The 17,854-nt window shown below is 66.0% G+C and carries 14 protein-coding genes; 11 read left to right on the forward strand and 3 right to left on the reverse strand.

The window, feature by feature from the left end:
• Nucleotides 1-63 precede the first annotated feature (63 nt).
• Genes LDZ27_RS24510 through LDZ27_RS24530 form a run of 5 tightly spaced genes read left to right on the forward strand, consistent with a single transcriptional unit; the run spans nt 64 to nt 6,153 of the window.
• Nucleotides 64-1,017 (forward strand): ABC transporter permease, encoded by a 954-nt coding sequence (locus tag LDZ27_RS24510; RefSeq protein ID WP_244818283.1) that lies wholly within the window; start codon nt 64-66, stop codon nt 1,015-1,017.
• Nucleotides 1,014-2,006 (forward strand): ABC transporter permease, encoded by a 993-nt coding sequence (locus tag LDZ27_RS24515; protein ID WP_244818284.1) that lies wholly within the window; start codon nt 1,014-1,016, stop codon nt 2,004-2,006. Before LDZ27_RS24510 ends, LDZ27_RS24515 begins: the two co-directional genes overlap by 4 nt.
• Nucleotides 2,006-3,925, forward strand: coding sequence for an ABC transporter ATP-binding protein (locus tag LDZ27_RS24520; RefSeq protein WP_244818285.1), 1,920 nt, complete (start codon nt 2,006-2,008; stop codon nt 3,923-3,925). The genes LDZ27_RS24515 and LDZ27_RS24520 overlap by 1 nt, the downstream gene beginning before the upstream one ends.
• A 36-nt stretch (nt 3,926-3,961) precedes the next feature.
• The gene (locus LDZ27_RS24525) at nt 3,962-5,329 is read left to right on the forward strand and encodes an aminotransferase (RefSeq protein WP_244818286.1); all 1,368 of its coding nucleotides are present in this window, start codon (nt 3,962-3,964) and stop codon (nt 5,327-5,329) included.
• Entirely contained in the window at nt 5,326-6,153 is an 828-nt protein-coding gene (locus LDZ27_RS24530) for an aldo/keto reductase (protein ID WP_244818287.1), read from the forward strand. Before LDZ27_RS24525 ends, LDZ27_RS24530 begins: the two co-directional genes overlap by 4 nt.
• A 55-nt stretch (nt 6,154-6,208) precedes the next feature.
• Here the strand turns inward: LDZ27_RS24530 and LDZ27_RS24535 are convergent, their stop codons facing one another.
• Nucleotides 6,209-8,218, reverse strand: a complete 2,010-nt coding sequence (locus tag LDZ27_RS24535; RefSeq protein ID WP_244818288.1) for a hydantoinase B/oxoprolinase family protein — start codon at nt 8,216-8,218, stop codon at nt 6,209-6,211.
• Nucleotides 8,219-8,238: 20 nt separating this feature from the next.
• Entirely contained in the window at nt 8,239-10,278 is a 2,040-nt protein-coding gene (locus tag LDZ27_RS24540) for a hydantoinase/oxoprolinase family protein (RefSeq protein WP_244818289.1), read from the reverse strand.
• 129 nt (nt 10,279-10,407) lie between these two features.
• On the opposite strand from LDZ27_RS24540, the gene LDZ27_RS24545 reads away from it, so the two are divergent.
• On the forward strand, nt 10,408-11,154 hold the full coding sequence (locus LDZ27_RS24545; RefSeq protein ID WP_244818290.1) for an IclR family transcriptional regulator: 747 nt from the start codon (nt 10,408-10,410) through the stop codon (nt 11,152-11,154).
• A gap of 137 nt (nt 11,155-11,291) precedes the next feature.
• On the opposite strand, the gene LDZ27_RS24550 is transcribed toward LDZ27_RS24545, so the two are convergent.
• The gene (locus tag LDZ27_RS24550; RefSeq protein WP_244818291.1) at nt 11,292-12,176 is read right to left on the reverse strand and encodes a LysR substrate-binding domain-containing protein; all 885 of its coding nucleotides are present in this window, start codon (nt 12,174-12,176) and stop codon (nt 11,292-11,294) included.
• Between the two features lie 183 nt (nt 12,177-12,359).
• Between LDZ27_RS24550 and LDZ27_RS24555 the strand changes: the two genes are divergently transcribed.
• The 5 genes from LDZ27_RS24555 to LDZ27_RS24575 are packed head-to-tail and all read left to right on the forward strand — an operon-like array spanning nt 12,360 to nt 17,784.
• Nucleotides 12,360-13,028 carry a haloacid dehalogenase type II gene (locus LDZ27_RS24555; protein WP_244818292.1) on the forward strand — a complete coding sequence of 223 codons (669 nt, stop codon included), beginning with the start codon at nt 12,360-12,362 and terminating at the stop codon, nt 13,026-13,028.
• Complete coding sequence (locus LDZ27_RS24560) at nt 13,025-14,299, forward strand: FAD-binding oxidoreductase (protein WP_244818293.1); 1,275 nt, start codon at nt 13,025-13,027, stop codon at nt 14,297-14,299. Before LDZ27_RS24555 ends, LDZ27_RS24560 begins: the two co-directional genes overlap by 4 nt.
• A gap of 27 nt (nt 14,300-14,326) precedes the next feature.
• Entirely contained in the window at nt 14,327-15,277 is a 951-nt protein-coding gene (locus LDZ27_RS24565) for an ABC transporter permease (protein WP_244818294.1), read from the forward strand.
• A gap of 2 nt (nt 15,278-15,279) precedes the next feature.
• A complete protein-coding gene (locus tag LDZ27_RS24570; protein WP_244818295.1) occupies nt 15,280-16,134 on the forward strand; it encodes an ABC transporter permease in 855 nt (284 codons plus the stop codon).
• Between the two features lie 3 nt (nt 16,135-16,137).
• Nucleotides 16,138-17,784, forward strand: coding sequence for an ABC transporter ATP-binding protein (locus LDZ27_RS24575; protein ID WP_244818296.1), 1,647 nt, complete (start codon nt 16,138-16,140; stop codon nt 17,782-17,784).
• Nucleotides 17,785-17,854 lie beyond the last annotated feature (70 nt).

Genomic DNA, 17,854 nt, shown 5'->3' on the forward strand with positions numbered 1-17,854 from the left:
TGTGACACGACTCAAGCGGCGGCCGCGCGCCGCCGCGTTGCCCACTCACAGGAGGGCTGACAGATGAACCGGAACATCGTCGGGCTGATCGGCCGGCGCATCGCGGTGACCGCGCTGACGCTGGTGATCGTCTCGATCATCATTTTCCTGATCACGAACCTGCTGCCCGGCGACGCCGCGCAAGCCGCGCTCGGTCAGGAAGCCACGCCGGAGACGGTCGCAGCGCTGCGCCAGCAGTTCGGGCTGGATCAGGCGCCGTGGCTGCGCTATCTGCACTGGCTCGTCGGGCTCTTCCACGGCGACTTCGGCCAGTCGCTCTCGAGCAGCCTGCCGGTGACGGAAATGATCGCGGGGCGCCTGCCCAAGTCGCTCACGCTCGCCGCGATCACGACGGCGGTTTCCGTGCCGGTGGCGGTCTCGGCGGGCATTTTGGCGGCCGTGAACCGCGAGTCGATCATCGACCGCATCGTGAGTCTCGGCACGCTGTCGCTCGTCGCGACCCCGGAGTTCCTGATCGCGACGATCGCGGTGCTGGTGCTCGCGGTGAAGCTGCACTGGCTGTCGGCGCTTTCGTATGGCGGCGAGATCGAGAGCGTGCACGATTTCCTGCGCGCCTACGCGATGCCGGTCGTCACGCTCTGCGCCGTCGTCATTGCGCAGATGGCCCGCATGACGCGCGCGGCGGTGATCGAGCAGCTCAGTTCGTCCTACGTCGAAATGGCGATGCTCAAGGGTGCGAGCCCCGCGCGCGTGGTGCTGCGTCATGCGCTGCCCAACGCCATCGGTCCCATCGCGAACGCCATTGCGCTGAGCCTGTCGTATCTGCTGGGCGGCGTGATCGTCGTCGAGACCATCTTCAACTATCCGGGTCTCGCCAAGCTGATGGTCGACGCCGTCAGTAACCGCGACTTCCCGCTCGTGCAGGCCTGCACGCTGTTGTTCTGTCTCGGTTATCTGGTGCTCGTGCTGCTGGCCGACCTGTGCGCCATCATCTCCAACCCGAGGCTGCGGACATGACGACTCATGGAATCCCTTCGAGCCAACTCGATCCCGCCGATCCGCTCAAGCGCAGCACGATGATGCCGGGCGGCGGCGAACCCATGCGTTCGCCGGGCGGCGGCGCGCCGGCACCCTCCGCGCGGCCGGTCCGCCGCCGCAGCCTCGCGCAGCGCATGGGGCTCTCGACGGGCGGCTGGATCGGTCTCGGAATGGTGTCCCTGGCGCTCTTCGTCGCGGTGTTCGCGCCGTGGCTCGCGCCGCATCAGGTCGGCAGCATCGTGACGACCGACGTGTTCGCCGGCATGAGCGCGAAGCTGCCGCTCGGCTCCGACTATCTCGGCCGCGACATGCTCACGCGCATCATCTACGGCACGCGGCTGACCGTCGTGCTCGCGCTTGCCGCGGCATTGCTGGCCGCACTCGCCGGCACGACGCTCGGCTTGCTCGCAGCCGTGGCGGGCCGGCGCGTCGACGAGACCATGAGCCGCCTGCTCGACGCGATCACGTCGATTCCGTCGAAAATGTTCGCGCTGATGATCGTGGCCGCGTTCGGCTCGTCGCTCACGCTGCTGATCCTGACAGCGGCGTTCGCTTACATGCCCGGCTCGTACCGCATCGCGCGTTCGCTCGCCGTCAACATCGGCACGCTCGAATACGTGCAGGTGGCGCGGGCACGCGGCGAAAGCGCGCTCTATATCGCGTGCTTCGAGATGCTGCCGAACATGCTGCATCCGATGCTCGCCGACACGGGCCTGCGCTTCACGTTCGTCGTGCTGCTGTTGAGCAGCCTGAGCTTCCTCGGACTCGGCGTGCAGCCGCCTTACGCGGACTTGGGCTCGCTCGTGCGCGAGAACATCGCGGGCCTCGGCGAAGGCACGCCGGTGGTGATCCTGCCTGCCATCGCCATCGCGGTGCTGACCGTCGGCGTGAATTTGCTGATCGACGGCTTGCCGCATCGGGGCCGCCGACGCAAGCAGGCGGCCGCTGTTGACGACGGAGGACACTAATGGGCGCCGAACTTTTTCATCGCGCGGCGGATGCCGCCAACGACGCATCGAGCCGTCTTGTCGAAGTGCGCGGCCTGCGCGTGGTCGGCAGCCGGCCGGGGGAGCCGGACACGACCATCGTTCACGATGTCGACTTCGAGATCGCGCGCGGCGAAGTGCTCGCGCTCATCGGCGAGTCGGGATCGGGCAAGACGACGATCGCGCTGTCGCTGATGGGCCACGCGCGCAGCGGCTGCCGCATCACCGGCGGCTCGATCCGCATCGGCGACACGGACGTGCGCGCGCTCTCCGCTAAGGGCCTGGCCGCGCTGCGCGGACGCCGCGTCGCGTACATCGCGCAGAGCGCGGCGGCGGCGTTCAATCCGGCGCGCGCGATCATGGATCAGGTGATCGAAAGCGCGATGATCCACGGCTCGCTCGGCAAGCGCGAAGCGCAGGCGAAGGCGGTCGAACTGTTTCGCGCGCTCGCGCTGCCGGAGCCGGAGACGATCGGGCGGCGTTATCCGCATCAGGTCTCGGGCGGGCAACTGCAACGTCTGATGGCGGCCATGGCGCTCATCACCGATCCCGAACTCGTGATTCTCGACGAGCCGACCACCGCGCTCGACGTCACGACGCAGATCGACGTGTTGCAGGCGTTCAAGCGCGTGATCCGCCAGTACGGGATGACCGCGGTCTACGTGTCGCACGATCTGGCCGTGGTCGCGCAAATGGCGGACCGCATCGTCGTGTTGAGCGACGGCCAGATTCGCGAAGTCGGCGCGACCGAACAGATCCTGCATGCGCCGGCGCATCCTTATACGCAAAGCCTCGTGGCGGCGGTGCAGCCCGTCTTGCCGACGCATCCGGCGCCGCCGGCGTCCAGCGAGACGCCGCTGCTCGAAGTGCGGCGCATGACGGCCGGCTACGGACGCAAGGACGCGAAAGGCGCGCCCGCGAAGATCATCCTCGACGACGTCGATCTGACGATCCGGCGCGGCCAGACGGTCGGCGTGATCGGCGAATCGGGCTCGGGCAAGACGACGCTCGCGAAGGTCATCGCGGGGCTGATGCCGATGGCGGGCGGCGAGTTGCTGCTCGACGGCGCACCGCTTTCCGGCAATCTGCGCCGCCGCACGCGCGAGCAGTTCCGGCGCATCCAGATCGTGTTCCAGAACGCCGATACCGCGCTGAACCCGATGCATACCGTGGAGCGCACGCTTGCACGGCCGCTCAAGTTCTATCACGGCATGAAAGGCGACAAGGCGCGCCGCCGCGTCGCCGAACTGCTCGAACTCGTGCGGCTGCCCGCGTCGTGCGCGCAACGCAGCACGGGCGAGCTGTCGGGCGGGCAGAAGCAGCGCGTCAATCTCGCGCGGGCGCTCGCCGCCGAACCGGACCTGATTCTTTGCGACGAAGTGACGTCCGCGCTCGATACGGTCGTGGGCGCCGCGATTCTCGACTTGCTGCGCGAACTGCAGCAGAAGCTCGGCGTGTCGTATCTCTTCATCACGCACGACATCGCGAAGGTGCGCGCGATCAGCGACGACATCGTCGTGATGTATGCGGGGCATCGCGTGGAAACGGGCGATCGGGCGGCGCTTTGCGCACCGCCGTTCCATCCGTATTCGCATCTGCTCGTGTCGTCCGCGCCGGAGTTGCGCGCGGGCTGGCTCGACGAAGCCAGCGAGCGATGTCATCAGACGCTGGAGCCGATCGGAGCCGCCGACGGCAACGCCGCACTCTGCACGTTCCTTTCGCGCTGTCCGATGCGTATCGACGGCGTGTGCAATCGCACGGCGCCCGCGTTGCGCACGCTCGGCAACGGCGCGCGGGTGCTGTGTCATCGCAGTGAGGAAGAACTCGAGCGCTTTCAGACGCTGCCGCCGGAAGCCGACGCGTCCGCACGCGCCGCTGCCGCGCGCGCGCCCGTCATCTAGACCCTCATCGACCTCGATATTCAGCCAGGACCTTCGATGGAATCATTGGAGCAGGCCGACCGGCGTCACTTCTTTCATCCGGGCACGCACGCCTTCGACCACGCGACCGGTTCGCTCGAAGGCTTTATCGTCAGCGAGGGGCACGGCATCCATCTGACGGACGTGGCCGGGCGCGAGTACATCGACGGCTTCTCGGGGCTTTACTGCGTGAACGTCGGCTATGGCCGCGACGAGATCGCGGATCGCATGGCCGAGCAATGCCGGCGGCTGTCCTACTACCACACGTATGTCGGCAGCGGCAACGCGCCGGCCATCGAACTGTCGCAGCGGCTCATCGAGCAATGGGCGCCGCCGGGCATGATGAAGGTGTTCTACGGCATGTCCGGCTCGGACGCCAACGAGACGCAGATCAAGCTCGTCTGGTACTACAACAACGTTCTCGGCCGCAAGGATAAGAAGAAGATCATCGCGCGCGACCGGGCGTATCACGGCTCGGGCATCGTCACGGGCGCGCTCACCGGTCTGCCGGTCTATCACGCGAACTTCGATTCGCCGTTCGACCGCGTGTTGCGCACGCTGTGTCCCGACTACTATCGCAACGCCGCGCCCGGCATGAGCGAGGCCGCGTTCACGGCGCATTGCGTCGCCGAACTCGAGGCGCTCATCGAGCGCGAAGGCGCCGAGACGATCGCCGCGTTCATCGCCGAGCCGATGAACGGCACCGGCGGCATCGTCCCGCCGCCGGACGGCTACTGGCCCGCGATACAGGCCGTGCTCCGCCGTCACGACATCCTGCTGATCGCGGACGAAGTCGTCTGCGGCTTCGGCCGTCTCGGTGCGCGAACCGGTTGCGAGCGCTTCGACATCCGTCCGGACCTCGTGACGTTCGCGAAGGGCCTGACGAGCGCCTACGCGCCGCTGTCGGCGGTCGTGGTCGGCGAGGCGTTCTGGGATGTGCTGATGAGCGGGTCGCGCGAGCACGGCATGATGGGGCACGGCTGGACCTACTCGGGGCATCCGCTGGGCGCGGTGGCGGCGCTGGCGAATCTCGACATCATGGAGCGCGAGAATCTCGTCGGCAATGCGGAGCGCGTCGGCGGCTATCTGCTCGCGTGCCTGCGCGCGGCTTTCGGCGCGCATCCGCATGTCGGCGACATTCGCGGCATCGGCATGCTGATGGCGATCCAACTGATGCTCGACCCCGCGACGCGCACGCCTTTCCCGGCGCAGCATCGCATCAACGCGAAGGTCGTGGCCGCCGCGCGCGAACACGGACTGCTGGTTCGCGCGCTCGGTACGGATATCGTCGGCTTCGCGCCGCCCTTGATTACGACGCGGGAAGACGCCGACGAAATCGTGCGGCGCATTCGAGCCGCTTTCGACGACACGCTGAGGACCGCATGACGGCGACGGACATCGCGGCGCTGCATCTGCCCGCCATCGGCCTCGGGACGTGGCAGTCGCAGCACGACGAAGGCGTGCGAGCCGTGCGCACGGCGATCGAGAAGGGGTATCGCCATATCGACACGGCAGCGCGTTACCAGAACGAAGCGGCGGTCGGCGAGGGCATCCGCGAAAGCGGCATTGCGCGCGACGACGTGTTCGTCACGACGAAGGTCTGGTGGACCGAACTGCACGCGAGCGCGTTTCGCCGCTCGGTCGAACGCAGTCTCTCGGAACTGAAGTTCGACTACGTCGATTTGCTGCTGATCCATTGGCCCAATCCCGACGTGCCGCTCGAAGAAACGCTCGGCGCATTGGCCGACGCGCACCGGCAAGGCCTCGCGCGCAAGATCGGCGTCTCGAATTTTCCGGTGGCGTGGCTGGAGCGCGCGGTGGCGTTGTCGCCGGTGCCGCTGTCGGTGAATCAGTGCGAGTATCACCCGTACCTGAATCAGCGCAAGGTGCTCGACGCCTGCGCGAAACACGGCCTGAGCTTCGTCGCGCACACGCCGCTCGGCAGCGGCCGGCTGATCGGCGATCCGATGATCGCGGGTATCGCCGCACGCCACGGCAAGACGAGCGCGCAAGTGCTGCTGCGCTGGCTCGTGCAGCAGCCGGGCGTCGCCGCGCTGCCGAAGTCCACGCATGCACGGCGCATCGGCGAGAACATCGACGTGTTCGACTTCGCGCTCGATGACGGCGAAATGCGCCGCATCGCCGCGCTCGCGACGCCCGGCGGACGCATCAGCAAGGTTGCCTGGGCGCCCGAGTGGGATACGGCGTAGTCCAGCGTGCCCGACGTCGCGAAGGCGCCCGATCGGGCGCCTTCTTCTGCACTGCTCAAGCCGCGCGCCGGTTCTCCAGCATCTGCGGATACTGCTTCGACACTTCCGCGAAAATCTCGCGCACGGCGCCCGCGCCTTCCGTGAGCTTGCCCGCGGTCTCCCATGCGTCGAGTGCGTCGAAGATCTTGTGCTTCAGGAAGTGACGCCAGATGACCGGCGCCGACGCGAGAATCTCCGTGAGCACGGCATAGCGCGCAGGCGTCCAGCGCGCTTCGTAGGCCGTGCGCGCCTCGCCGTAGTCGAAATGCGCGTGCGGCGTGCGTGGCGCGTCGACGGCGAGTTCGGCGCGGCGCCGCGCGGTCGCGTGTTCGTCGGCTTCGCCGGAGCGCACGACGACGCCGTAGAGCGCGAGCGCCTCCGCTTCGGTCAGATAGCCGCGCTTCACATCGGTGGCGACGTGCTGCGGATCGCGCTCGCAGGGGTCGCCGTAGCCGCCGCCGCCGCAACCTTCGAGGCGGATCACATCGCCGGGGCCGCACACGACGAGATCGGAGACGCCGAGGTTTTCTTCGCCCGCCGTGCCCGGATTACGTGTGAAGCGCGAATTCGCGCCCGCCTTGCCGCCCAGCACGCCCCACGACGCGAAGCGCGAGCGGTCGCGGTTGCGCGCCGTCACGAGCGTGCCCGGCGAGAACACGCGGAATTCCATGACGGTCCCGAGGCCGCCGCGATACCGTCCCGCCCCCGCGCTGCCCGGCACGAGTCCGTATTTGAGGATGCGGATGGGCACTTCCGCCTCGTTGATCTCGACCGGCGTGTTGCGCAGGAACGCGTTGTTCGCGCCCGATGCGTCCGAGCCGTCGCCGCTCGCCATGCCGCCCGCGCCGCCGCCGACCGGACCGATCGCCGCGATGACGGTCTGCCCGTCGCTGCCCACGGTGCGCACGTTGAGAATCGACATGCCGCCGGCGGGGCAGGCGGGCAAACGGTCCGGACACACCATCGAAAACGCGCCGAAGGTGACCATCTGCGCGACCTTGCAGGTGAGACTGCGCATGCCGACGGCGGCGGGCGGCACGCAATTCATGATCGTGCCTTCGGGCAGGATGCAGCGCGCGACCTTCAGCATCCCCGCGTTCAACAGCAGATCGGGATGCAGCGAGTACAGCACGTAGTTCAGGCCGACGAGCGCGAGGACGTGACGCTCCTTGCCGCCGGTCGGCATGTTGAGCGACGAGTTCAGTTGCGGATCGCTGCCCGTGAAGTCGAGCACGAGGGAGTCGCCCTGCACCTTCAGGTTCAACGCAACGCGAAGCGGCTTGCCGTTGGGCGAATCTTCATCGGCGAACTCGCAGAAGAAGTATTCGCCGTCGGGCATCGCAGAGACGAGCGCGCGCGCCTGTTCTTCCGAATAGTCGATCATCGCGTGCATGCCGGCCTTGAATTCGTCGATGCCGAAGCGCTCGATGATCTCCAGCACGCGCCGCTCGCCGGTCATCAGCATGGCGATCTGCGCCTTCAGATCGCCGCGATTCTGCTCGGGCGCGCGCACGTTGATGGCCATGTGGTCGAGCAGCGTTTCGTCCAGCACGCCGGCGCGCACGATTTTCGTGGGCGACCAGCGGATGCCTTCCTGATAGATCTCGGTGAGCGTGCGCGACAGCGAAGCGGGCACCGCGCCGCCCATGTCCGTGTTGTGGATGTGGCCGCCCACGTAGCAGACGATCTCGCCTTCGTGGAAGACCGGCTTCCACATCATCACGTCCGGCGTGTGCGTGGCGACGTAGCCGCTGTACGCGTCGTTGGTCATGCCGATATCGCCGGGCTCGTAATGATCGATCGCATCGATCACGGAACGGAAGTCGAGCCCCGGATACCACGTCGCGCCGAGCGTTTTCGGCGACGCGAACGTGAGACCCTCGGGCGTCATGATGGTGCAGGAGAAGTCCTCGGTTTCCTTCACGAAGGCCGAATGGGCGGTGCGCATGAGCGTATGAGCCATGCTTTCGGCCGCCGCCACGCAGTAGTTCGAGAAAATCTGAAGGACGGATCGGTTGAACGTCATGTCGGGTTCCTCGTGTGTTTTCACTGCGCGCTGAGCAGCAGATTGCCGTATTCGTCGACGACGCAGGCGAAGCCCGGCAGCACGCACGTCGTCGTGTCGTCCTGCGTGACGATTGCCGGACCCTCGAAACGATGCCCTGCGAGCAGCGACGTGCGCCGGTACATCGGCACCGTGCGCCATGCGTCGTCCAGATAGACGTCGATCATCGCTTCCACTCGCGGCTCGCCTTCGCCGCGCGCGATCTTCGGCATCTCGGGCTTGGGCGTCGGCAGGCTGATGACCAGCCGCAGCGCCACGACCTGCACCGCCGATCCCGCATCGCTGTGGCCGTAGAGACGCTGATGCTCGCGATGGAACGCATCGGCGATGCGCGCCATGTCCCGCTCGCGGATGGCTCGCGCGTCGAGCGGCGTATCGACCTCGAACGACTGCCCGCGATAACGCATGTCCGCCGAAATCGTCATTTCAGCGCCCGCATCCGTTCCGGTCTCGCCGACGATCCACTCCCGCGCCTGGCGCTCCAGCATCGCGAGATCGCCGGCCAGCTTGCCAAGGGACTCGGCGTCGAGCGGGTAGTAGGTCGTGCGCACGAAGTCGTTCTTGGTGTCCGCGATGAGGCCGCCCAGCGCGCTCAGCACGCCCGGCGTCGTCGGCACGACGATATGGCGCATGTTCAGCGCGCGCGCGAGAAAGCCGCCGAGCATCGGGCCGGCGCCGCCGAACGGCATGAGCCAGAACGCGCGCGGATCGATGCCGAAGCGCGACACGATGCGGCTCACGCCGCCGTACATGCCCGACACCGATACGTCGATGATCGCCGCCGCCGTCCGATGCACGTCCATGCCGAGACGTTGCGCGAGCGGCTCGATGGCGCGGCGGCTCGCGTCGACATCGACCTGGACCGCGTTGTAGCCGAGCGATGCGCGCCCGAGCACGCCGATGACCGCGAACGCATCGGTGATGGTCGGGCGGGTGCCGCCGCGTCCGTAGCAGACCGGTCCCGGATTGGAGCCGGCGCTTTCGGGGCCGACCTTCAGCACGCCGAAATCGTCGACCCAGGCGATGGAGCCGCCGCCGTCGCCGATCGACGATACGGAGACCGACGGGATATGAATCTGGAAGTCGCCGATATATTCGCCGGTCGCGTATTGCGGCTTGCCGTCGACGATCAGCGCGACATCCGCCGTGGTGCCGCCGATGTCGAGGCTCATGCAGTCCTTGATGCTGCACATGTTCGCAAGGTACGACGCGCCGATCACGCCCGCCGCCGTGCCCGAGAGGATCATCTGCACGCAATTGCTCTTGCCGTTCTCGGCGCTCATCACGCCGCCGTTCGACTTCGTGACCTTCAGGTCCGCGCCGACGCCGCTCTCGGCGAGCGCGGCCTGCAGGCGTGTCAGATATTGCGACACGCGCGGCTGCACGTATCCGCCGATGGCCGCCGTCACCGTGCGCTCGTATTCGCGGATGATCGGCCACACTTCATGCGAGCACGACACGAAAAAGCCCGGCGCCGCCTTTTCGATGATCGCCTTCACCTGCAATTCGTGCGCAGGATTGCGGTATGCATGCAGCAGCGAAACCACCACGCCTTGGCACTGCGCGGCCTTGAGCGCATCGAGCGCGGCGAGGACGCTGGATTCATCGATTGGCGCTTCCTCGATGCCGTCGGGGCGCATGCGGCCATCGACGCCGAACACGCGATCGCGCGTGATGAGCGGCTCCGGACGGCGCGACATCAGGTGGTACATGTCGGGGATCTTCAACCGCGCGATGTCGAGCACGTCCTCGAAGTTGCGCGTAGTGATGAGCGCGAGCCGCAGGCCCTTGCGCTGCACGACCGCGTTCACGCCGACCGTCGTGCCGTGCGTGAAATACACGACGTCGCGCGGATCGATGCCGAAGCGTTCGCGCAAGCCCTGCATGCCGTCGATGACTTCGCTGCCGGGGCTATCCGGCCGCGAAAACACCTTGAGCGTGCGGGTGGTCCGCGTCTCGTCGTCCAGCACCGCGAAGTCGGCGAACGATCCGCCGATGTCCACTCCGATTCTCAGCCCCATTGCAATGTCCCTGTCTGGTTTGTAGCCCGTGTGTTGCCCGTTGCCCTTGATGTGTGCCACAATACGGCACGACGTTTAACATCGTGGTACAACTTAGCATGCCGGTCCGCCGGCGTGCAAGACATCAAAATGAACAGTCTTCTGAAAAGCATCGAAATCATCGAGGCGGTGTCGGAGAATCAGCCGGTCGGCGTGGGCGAACTTGCGAAGCTGCTCGACATGCCGAAATCCAGCGTGCAGCGCGTGCTCATGACGTTTCAGGAAGCGGGCTGGCTGCGTCAGGCGGGCGGCGAACTCACGCGCTGGGAGATCAGCCCGCGTGTCATCGGCGTGCGTCCCAATGCGTTGAAGGGCGGCGCGCTGCAGAAAGCCGCGCGCGAACCGATGCAGGCGCTCTGCAACGCCGTGAACGAAACTGCGCATCTGTCGATTCCCGATGGCACGAACGCGATGGTTCTCGTCGAAGAAGTCGAGTGCAAGCAGTTCGTGCGCACCGCGTACAAGATCGGCGACGTATCGCCGTTCCACGCGACGGCCAACGGTCTCGCGTTGCTCGCGTTCATGAACGCGAGCCAGGTGGCGACCATCCTCAATCGCGATCTGAAGAAGTACGGCGACAAGACCATCAACGATCCCGCGCTGATCCGCGAGGAACTCGCGCGCATCCGCGAGCGCGGCTATTCGGTCAATTTCGGGCAATATCGTCACGCCATTTACGCCATCGGCGCGCCGATTTTCGACAGCAGCGGCATTGCGGTGGCGAGCGTGTGCATCTCGATGCCGGAATCGCGTTTCGACGAAGGCCGCATCGAGGAATGGGCGCGCGCGGTGACGGGCGCGGCGTCGCAGATCAGCCGCGGGCGCGCCGGCGCGTGAGGCTCACTGCGCCGATACGGGGCGCTCGGCAAGGATCGACATGAATCTCCGGCGCAGAAGAGCGTCACGTTTTCGGCCGGATGCCGATGTGCGCCGTCGAATACGCATTGAATCGACGGCAATGCCGTTTCGAAGCGTCAGTCTGTGCTTTCGCGGAACGCCTCGCCGAACGCCTTCGCGAGCATGTTCATCGGGAGATTCAGCGGATAGACGAGGTAGGTCGAAAACTCGATGCGCGGCGCGAACGGCAAGATCGCGAGCTGCCCGGCGTATTCGCGCGCGACGAGCGGATTCGATACGCTCACGCCCATGCCGCGCGACACCATCCGGCAGATGGCCGCCGCGAAGTGCGATTCATACGCGAGAATGCGCTTCTCCTCGCCGTCGATCTGGCACGCATCGTCGATGCGTTTTCTCATGACGTCGCTCGATTTCAGCGAGAGGAAGCGCTCGCCCGCGAGGTCTTGCGGCGTGATGGCGTCGCGGCGGCTCGCGAGCCGGTGATCCGGCGGCGTGATGCACACGCCTCGGCTTCTGCATGCTTCTTCGTGCGCGACGCTCGTGGCATTGAAAATCTCCGACGCGATTCCGATGTCCGCGTAGCCCGTGGCGAGCCATTGGCAGACCGTCAGCGAATCCGCGACGTGGAGCGTCACATCGACGTCCGGATAACGCTGCGCGAAGAAATGAATGGCGTCCGGCACCGCGACGATCGCCATGGACGGCACCGCCGCCACGCGCAACCGCCCGCTGCCGCGCTTGCGGATGACCTCCGCCTTTTCCTCCAGACCTCGCAGGCTTGCGAACGTGTGTTCGACATCGCGAAAGAAGACCTGACCTTCGAGCGTCGGCATGAGCTTTCCGATCTGACGCTCGAACAGCTTGATGCCGATGCGCCGCTCGAGTTGTCCGATCACCCGGCTGATGTTCGACTGCGACGTATGCAGGTCCTTGGCCGCCTGCGTCATCGAACCCGACAGCATCACCGCGCGGAACGCCTGCACTTCGCGAAAATTGAGCATCGGAAGGGGGTATATCAAAAAGGCATGGCCCCTGATTATATGCGCATTTGTCAAAGAAAAATGACGTTCATACACTCGTCTCAAGCTGATCCATCGCTGCGGCGAAGCCCATGAGAGAGTCTTCTCCGGCGCCTGCGCAAGCGGCTTTCACCCATCATGCTGCGCCACTCACGAGGAGACTCGATGCCGCTGTTCAGACCCAAATTCATTACCTTCGATTGCTACGGCACGCTCATCTACTTCGAAATGGCGAACGCGGCGCGCGCGCTCTATGAGGACCGCGTGAATGCGGAGCAGATGCGCGCGTTCACCGATGCATTCGCGGCGTACCGGCTCGACGAAGTGCTGGGCGCATGGAAGCCTTACGAGCAAGTCGTCGATAGCGCGATCCGCCGCACCTGCAAGCGCTTCGGCACGCCGTATCGCGAAGGCGATGGCCGCGCCATCTACGATCAGGTTCCGACCTGGGGCCCGCATCCCGATACGACCGCCGGCCTCGCGAAGGTTGCGAAGGAATTCCCGCTCGTCGCGCTGACCAATGCGTCGAACGCGCAGATTCCGCACAACATCGAAAGGATCGGCGTGCCGTTCCATGCCGTCTTCACGGCGGAAGAGGCGCAGGCCTACAAGCCGCAGATGAAGGCGTTCGAGTTCATGCTCGATCAATTGAACTGCGGCCCGGAAGACATCCTGCACGTATCGTCGAGCTTTCGTTACGACCTGATGACGGCGCACGATCTCGGCATCAGGAACAAGGTGTTCGTCGCGCGCGGGCACGAGCCGGCGAACCCGTATTACGGCTACACGGAAATCAGGGATATCGGCGGCCTCGCGGCCGTCGTCGGACTATGAAACTCGAACCGTACTGGCTCGGCACTGCGCCCGCTTTCACGGCCGGCGCGACCGGACCGCTGCCCGCACGCGCCGATGTGGTCGTCGTCGGTGGCGGATTCACGGGGCTGTCGGCCGCGTTGTCGCTCGCGCGCAAGGGCGTGGACGTGGTGCTGCTCGAAGCGGGGCGCATTCACGGCGAAGCGTCGGGCCGCAACGGGGGGCATTGCAGTCCGGGCACCGCGCAAGGACTCGCGGATCTGATCGACCGATACGGCCTCGACACGGCGAAGCATCACTATCAGGTCTATACCGATGCGGTCGATTACGTCGAGCGTCTCATCGCCGATGAAAAGATCGATCGCGATTTCACGCGGCGCGGCAAGATCAAGCTCGCGAGCAAGCCGACGCACCTCGCCGGCATGCAGCGCAGCTACGACGCATTGCGCAGGCATCTCGATGCACCCGTCGAATGGCTCTCGGCATTGGATGTGAAGCGTGAGATCGCATCGGACGCGTTTCACGGCGGCCTGTTCGATCCACGCGGCGGCCAGATGCACATGGGCAAGTTCGGCACCGGTCTCGCGACGACGGCGGCGCGCTACGGCGCGCGCATCTTCGAACACGCGGCCGTGACGCAACTGACGAACATCGGCGGCGACCGTCACCGCGTGGCGACGGCGAAGGGCACGATCGAAGCAGGACGCGTGCTGCTCGCGACGGGATGCTCGAATCACGGTCCGTTTCGCTGGTGGCAGCGGCGCATCGTGCCGGTGGGCAGCTTCGTCATCGTCACCGAGCCGATAGGCGCGTTGCTGGACCGCGCGTTGCCGCAGCGTCGCAATTACGTGACGAGCCTCAACTTCGGGAACTACTTTCGCGTGACGGCGGACGATCGCCTCGTCTGGGGCGGCCGGGCGCGGTTCGCGCGCAGCAATCCCGCGTCGGATCGGAAGAGCGGGAGGATCCTGAAGGCATCGCTCGACGCGCTGCTGCCGAGCCTGAAAGACGCGCGCATCGACTATTGCTGGGGCGGGCTCGTCGAGGCGACCGCGGACCGGCTGCCCTCGGCGGGCAAGCACGAAGGGCTGTATTACTCGATGGCCTACAGCGGACACGGCACGCAGATGTCCACCTATATGGGCGATGTGATGGCCGACATCGTGATGGGCGGCGCGCGCGCCAATCCGTGGGCGCGCACGCAATGGAAAGCACTGCCGGGCTATGCCGGACGCGAATGGTTTCTGCCGCTCGTGGGCGCGTATTTCCGGTTCAAGGACGCGGTGTCCTGAGCGCAGGGTGACAGGCGAGGAAAGCTCATGAATCATGTCGTGATGCGCATGGTGGCCCGGCGCTTCGCCATCGGCGCGCTGACGCTCTTGCTCGTATCGGCGCTCGTGTTTTTCATGGCGAGCCTGCTGCCGGGCGATGCGGCGCAAATGGCGCTCGGGCAATACGCGACGCCCGAAACCGTCGCGATGCTGCGCAAGCAGTTGGGCCTCGACGAACCGCTCGTGCTGCGCTTCTTCACATGGCTCGGCGGCCTGCTGAGCGGCAACTTCGGCCTCTCGTATGCCGCGAACGTGCCGGTCAGGAGCATCGTGATGACGCGCATTCCCAACACGATGATGCTCGCGGGCGCGGCGACGGCGGCATCGGTGCCGATCGCGCTCGTGCTCGGCATCGTCGCGGCGATGGCGCGCGGCTCGCTGCTCGATCGCGTGATCGGCGTGCTGACGATGTCGGTCGTCGCGGTGCCGGAGTTCCTGCTCGCCACGCTCGCCGTGCTGCTCTTCGCGGTGAAGCTGCACTGGGTGTCGGCGGTATCGGTGAATGCGGACACGTCGAGCTTCGGCGCGTTCCTCAAGTCGTATAGCCTGCCGGTGCTCGTGCTGTGCTGCGTCGTCGTCGCGCAGATGGCGCGCATGACGCGCGCGGCGCTGATTAACCAGCTCGACGCGCCTTACGCCGAAATGACCGTGCTCAAAGGCCTGCATCCGGCGCGCACGGTGCTGCGTCATGCGCTGCCCAACGCGGTGGGGCCGATCGTCAACGCAATGGCGCTCAGTCTTTCGTATTTGCTGGGCGGCGTCATCATCGTCGAGGCGATCTTCTCGTATCCGGGCCTCGCGAGCACGCTCGTCGACGCCGTGAGCAATCGCGATCTGCCCATCGTGCAGTTTTGCGTGCTCTTCTTCAGCACCTGCTATCTGCTTCTTCTTCTCGTCGCCGATGTCGTGACGATCGTCTTCAATCCCAGGCTGCGCTGACCATGAAACACGTCCTCTCTTCGCCGCGCGCAGTGGGGCGCTTCTTCGTCTCGCTGCCGGTGCTCGGGCGCATCGGGCTATGCGTGTCGATCGTCTGGGTCTTCGTCGCGATGTTCGGGTCGCTGATCGCGCCTTACGGCATGATGGACATGAGCGGCGGCAAGGTCTTCGCGTCGAGCAGTCTCGCGTATCCGCTCGGCACGGATTTTCTCGGTCGCGATCTGTTGAGCCGCATTCTCTTCGGCGCACGCTATTCGATCGGCCTCGCGCTCGCGGCCACGCTGATTGCGAGCGTGAGCGGCACGTTCCTCGCGCTCGTGTCGACTGTCATCGGCGGCTGGTTCGACGAAATCGTCTGCCGCATCGTGGATGCGCTGCTCGTCACGCCGAGCAAGATTCTCGCGCTGCTGGTGATTGCGATCTTCGGCTCGGACCTGAACGTGCTCGTGCTGATGGCGGGCGTCATCTACATGCCCGGCGCGTTTCGCATCGCGCATTCGCAGGCCGTCGGACTGAACGCGATGGAATACGTCACCGTCGCGCGTCTGAACGGCGAAAGCACGTTGCATATCGCCTGCCGCGAGATATTGCCGAACATGATCCATCCGATGATGGCCGATTTCGGCCTGCGCTTCGTCTATAACGTGCTGATGCTGAGCGGCCTCAGTTTTCTCGGCCTCGGCGTGCAGCCGCCGTATGCGGACTGGGGTTCGCTCGTGCGCGAGAACCTGTCGGGCTTGTCCTCGGGCGCGGCGGCGGTCATCATGCCCGCGCTCGCCATCGCGACGCTGACCATCGGCGTGAATCTGCTGATCGACAGTCTCGCCGCGCGCGGGCATACGCATGCGAAGGGGTGAAACATGAGCCGCACTCTCGTGAACGTGTCGGACCTGCGTATCGTCGCGCAGGGCGACGGCGGCAAGGAAACGCCCATCGTCGAGAACGTGAGCTTTTCGATCGCGCGAGGCGAAGTGCTTGCGCTGATCGGCGAATCCGGCTCGGGCAAGACGACCATCGCGCTCTCGTTGCTCGGCTACGCGCGGCGCGGTTGCCGCATCGCCGGCGGACGCGTCGAGGTCGGCGGCACCGATGTCCTCGCCGCGTCGCCGTCGGAACTGCGCGGCTTGCGCGGAAGACGCGTCGCCTATGTCGCGCAGAGCGCGTCGGCGTCGTTCAATCCGGCGCTGCGCATCCTCGATCAGGTGATCGAAGGCGTGTGCGTGCGCCGGATCATGAGCCGCAAGGCGGCGCGCGCCAAGGCCGTCGCGCTGTTTCGCGCGCTCGCGCTGCCGTCGCCGGAGAGCATCGGCGAGCGTTATCCGCATCAGGTGTCGGGCGGCCAGTTGCAGCGTCTGATGGCGGCGATGGCATTGATGTCCGATCCCGAAGTCGTCGTGTTCGACGAACCGACCACGGCCCTCGACGTGACGACGCAAATCGAAGTGCTGCGTGCGTTCAAGCGGGCGATCGCGCAGTTCCAGATCAGCGCGGTCTACGTGTCGCACGATCTAGCGGTCGTCGCGCAGATTGCCGATCGCGTGCTCGTCTTGCGTCATGGAACGGTTCAGGAGGAGGGCGCGCTCGGACAGATCATCGGCGCGCCGTCGCATCCCTATACGCAGAGCCTGATCGCGGCTGCCGCGCCCGTGCCGCGCCTCACGCAACGCGACGCCGAGCACGCCTGCACGCGGCCTGCCCTGCTCGAGATCGACAATCTCACCGCGGGTTACGGCGAACGCGATCGTGCGGGCATGCCGGCAGTGCGCGTGCTCGACGGCGTGAATCTGATCCTGCGGCGCGGTACGACGCTCGGCGTGATCGGCGAATCGGGATCGGGCAAGTCGACGCTGGCCCACGTGATCGCCGGATTGCTCGCGCCCGCGAAGGGCAGCATCCGCTTCATGGGCAAGCCGCTCGCGGGCCTGCATGCCGATCGCGACCGCGATCTTTACCGGCGCATCCAGTTGGTGTTCCAGAACGCGGACAAGGTGCTGAATCCGTCGCAGGACGTGGGCGCGATTCTCGCGCGGCCGCTGAAGCTGTTCGACCGATGCGCGTCGAGCGAGATTCCGGCGCGCGTCGCACGTCTGCTCGATCTCGTGAAGCTGCCGGCGTCCGTCGCGAGGCGCCGTCCGGGCGAATTGTCGGGCGGGCAAAAGCAGCGCATCAATTTGGCGCGCGCGCTCGCGGCCGAACCCGAATTGATCATCTGCGACGAGGTCACGTCCGCGCTCGATACCGTGGTGGGCGCGGCCATTCTCGATCTGCTCGTCGAACTGCGCCGCGAGCTGGACATGTCGTACCTGTTCATCAGCCACGACCTGTCGACGGTGCGCACGACTTGCGACGATATCGCCGTGCTCTTCAAGGGCCAAAAGGTCGATGCATGCGACCGCGATGCGTTGCTGAGCCAGCCGCGTCATCCCTATACGGAGAAGCTGATCGGATCGGTGCCGGAAATGCGCGTCGACTGGCTGGAGGAGACGGCGCTGCGCATGAAGGCTTGACGATACGATGCAACGCTTGCCGGCGATTCGTTGCGTCGCGATTGGCAGGCCGCCTTGCTTCTTTCGCCGG

This window comes from Caballeronia sp. Lep1P3 (assembly GCF_022879595.1).
Taxonomy (GTDB): domain Bacteria; phylum Pseudomonadota; class Gammaproteobacteria; order Burkholderiales; family Burkholderiaceae; genus Caballeronia.

Excerpts from the sequence above, each read along its gene's own strand:
- LDZ27_RS24510 (WP_244818283.1), top strand. The coding sequence starts at position 64 with ATGAACCGGAACATCGTCGGGCTGATCGGCCGGCGCATCGCGGTGACC.
- LDZ27_RS24515 (WP_244818284.1), top strand. The coding sequence starts at position 1,014 with ATGACGACTCATGGAATCCCTTCGAGCCAACTCGATCCCGCCGATCCG.
- LDZ27_RS24520 (WP_244818285.1), top strand. The coding sequence starts at position 2,006 with ATGGGCGCCGAACTTTTTCATCGCGCGGCGGATGCCGCCAACGACGCA.
- LDZ27_RS24525 (WP_244818286.1), top strand. The coding sequence starts at position 3,962 with ATGGAATCATTGGAGCAGGCCGACCGGCGTCACTTCTTTCATCCGGGC.
- LDZ27_RS24530 (WP_244818287.1), top strand. The coding sequence starts at position 5,326 with ATGACGGCGACGGACATCGCGGCGCTGCATCTGCCCGCCATCGGCCTC.
- LDZ27_RS24535 (WP_244818288.1), bottom strand. The coding sequence starts at position 8,218 with ATGACGTTCAACCGATCCGTCCTTCAGATTTTCTCGAACTACTGCGTG.
- LDZ27_RS24540 (WP_244818289.1), bottom strand. The coding sequence starts at position 10,278 with ATGGGGCTGAGAATCGGAGTGGACATCGGCGGATCGTTCGCCGACTTC.
- LDZ27_RS24545 (WP_244818290.1), top strand. The coding sequence starts at position 10,408 with ATGAACAGTCTTCTGAAAAGCATCGAAATCATCGAGGCGGTGTCGGAG.
- LDZ27_RS24550 (WP_244818291.1), bottom strand. The coding sequence starts at position 12,176 with ATGCTCAATTTTCGCGAAGTGCAGGCGTTCCGCGCGGTGATGCTGTCG.
- LDZ27_RS24555 (WP_244818292.1), top strand. The coding sequence starts at position 12,360 with ATGCCGCTGTTCAGACCCAAATTCATTACCTTCGATTGCTACGGCACG.
- LDZ27_RS24560 (WP_244818293.1), top strand. The coding sequence starts at position 13,025 with ATGAAACTCGAACCGTACTGGCTCGGCACTGCGCCCGCTTTCACGGCC.
- LDZ27_RS24565 (WP_244818294.1), top strand. The coding sequence starts at position 14,327 with ATGAATCATGTCGTGATGCGCATGGTGGCCCGGCGCTTCGCCATCGGC.
- LDZ27_RS24570 (WP_244818295.1), top strand. The coding sequence starts at position 15,280 with ATGAAACACGTCCTCTCTTCGCCGCGCGCAGTGGGGCGCTTCTTCGTC.
- LDZ27_RS24575 (WP_244818296.1), top strand. The coding sequence starts at position 16,138 with ATGAGCCGCACTCTCGTGAACGTGTCGGACCTGCGTATCGTCGCGCAG.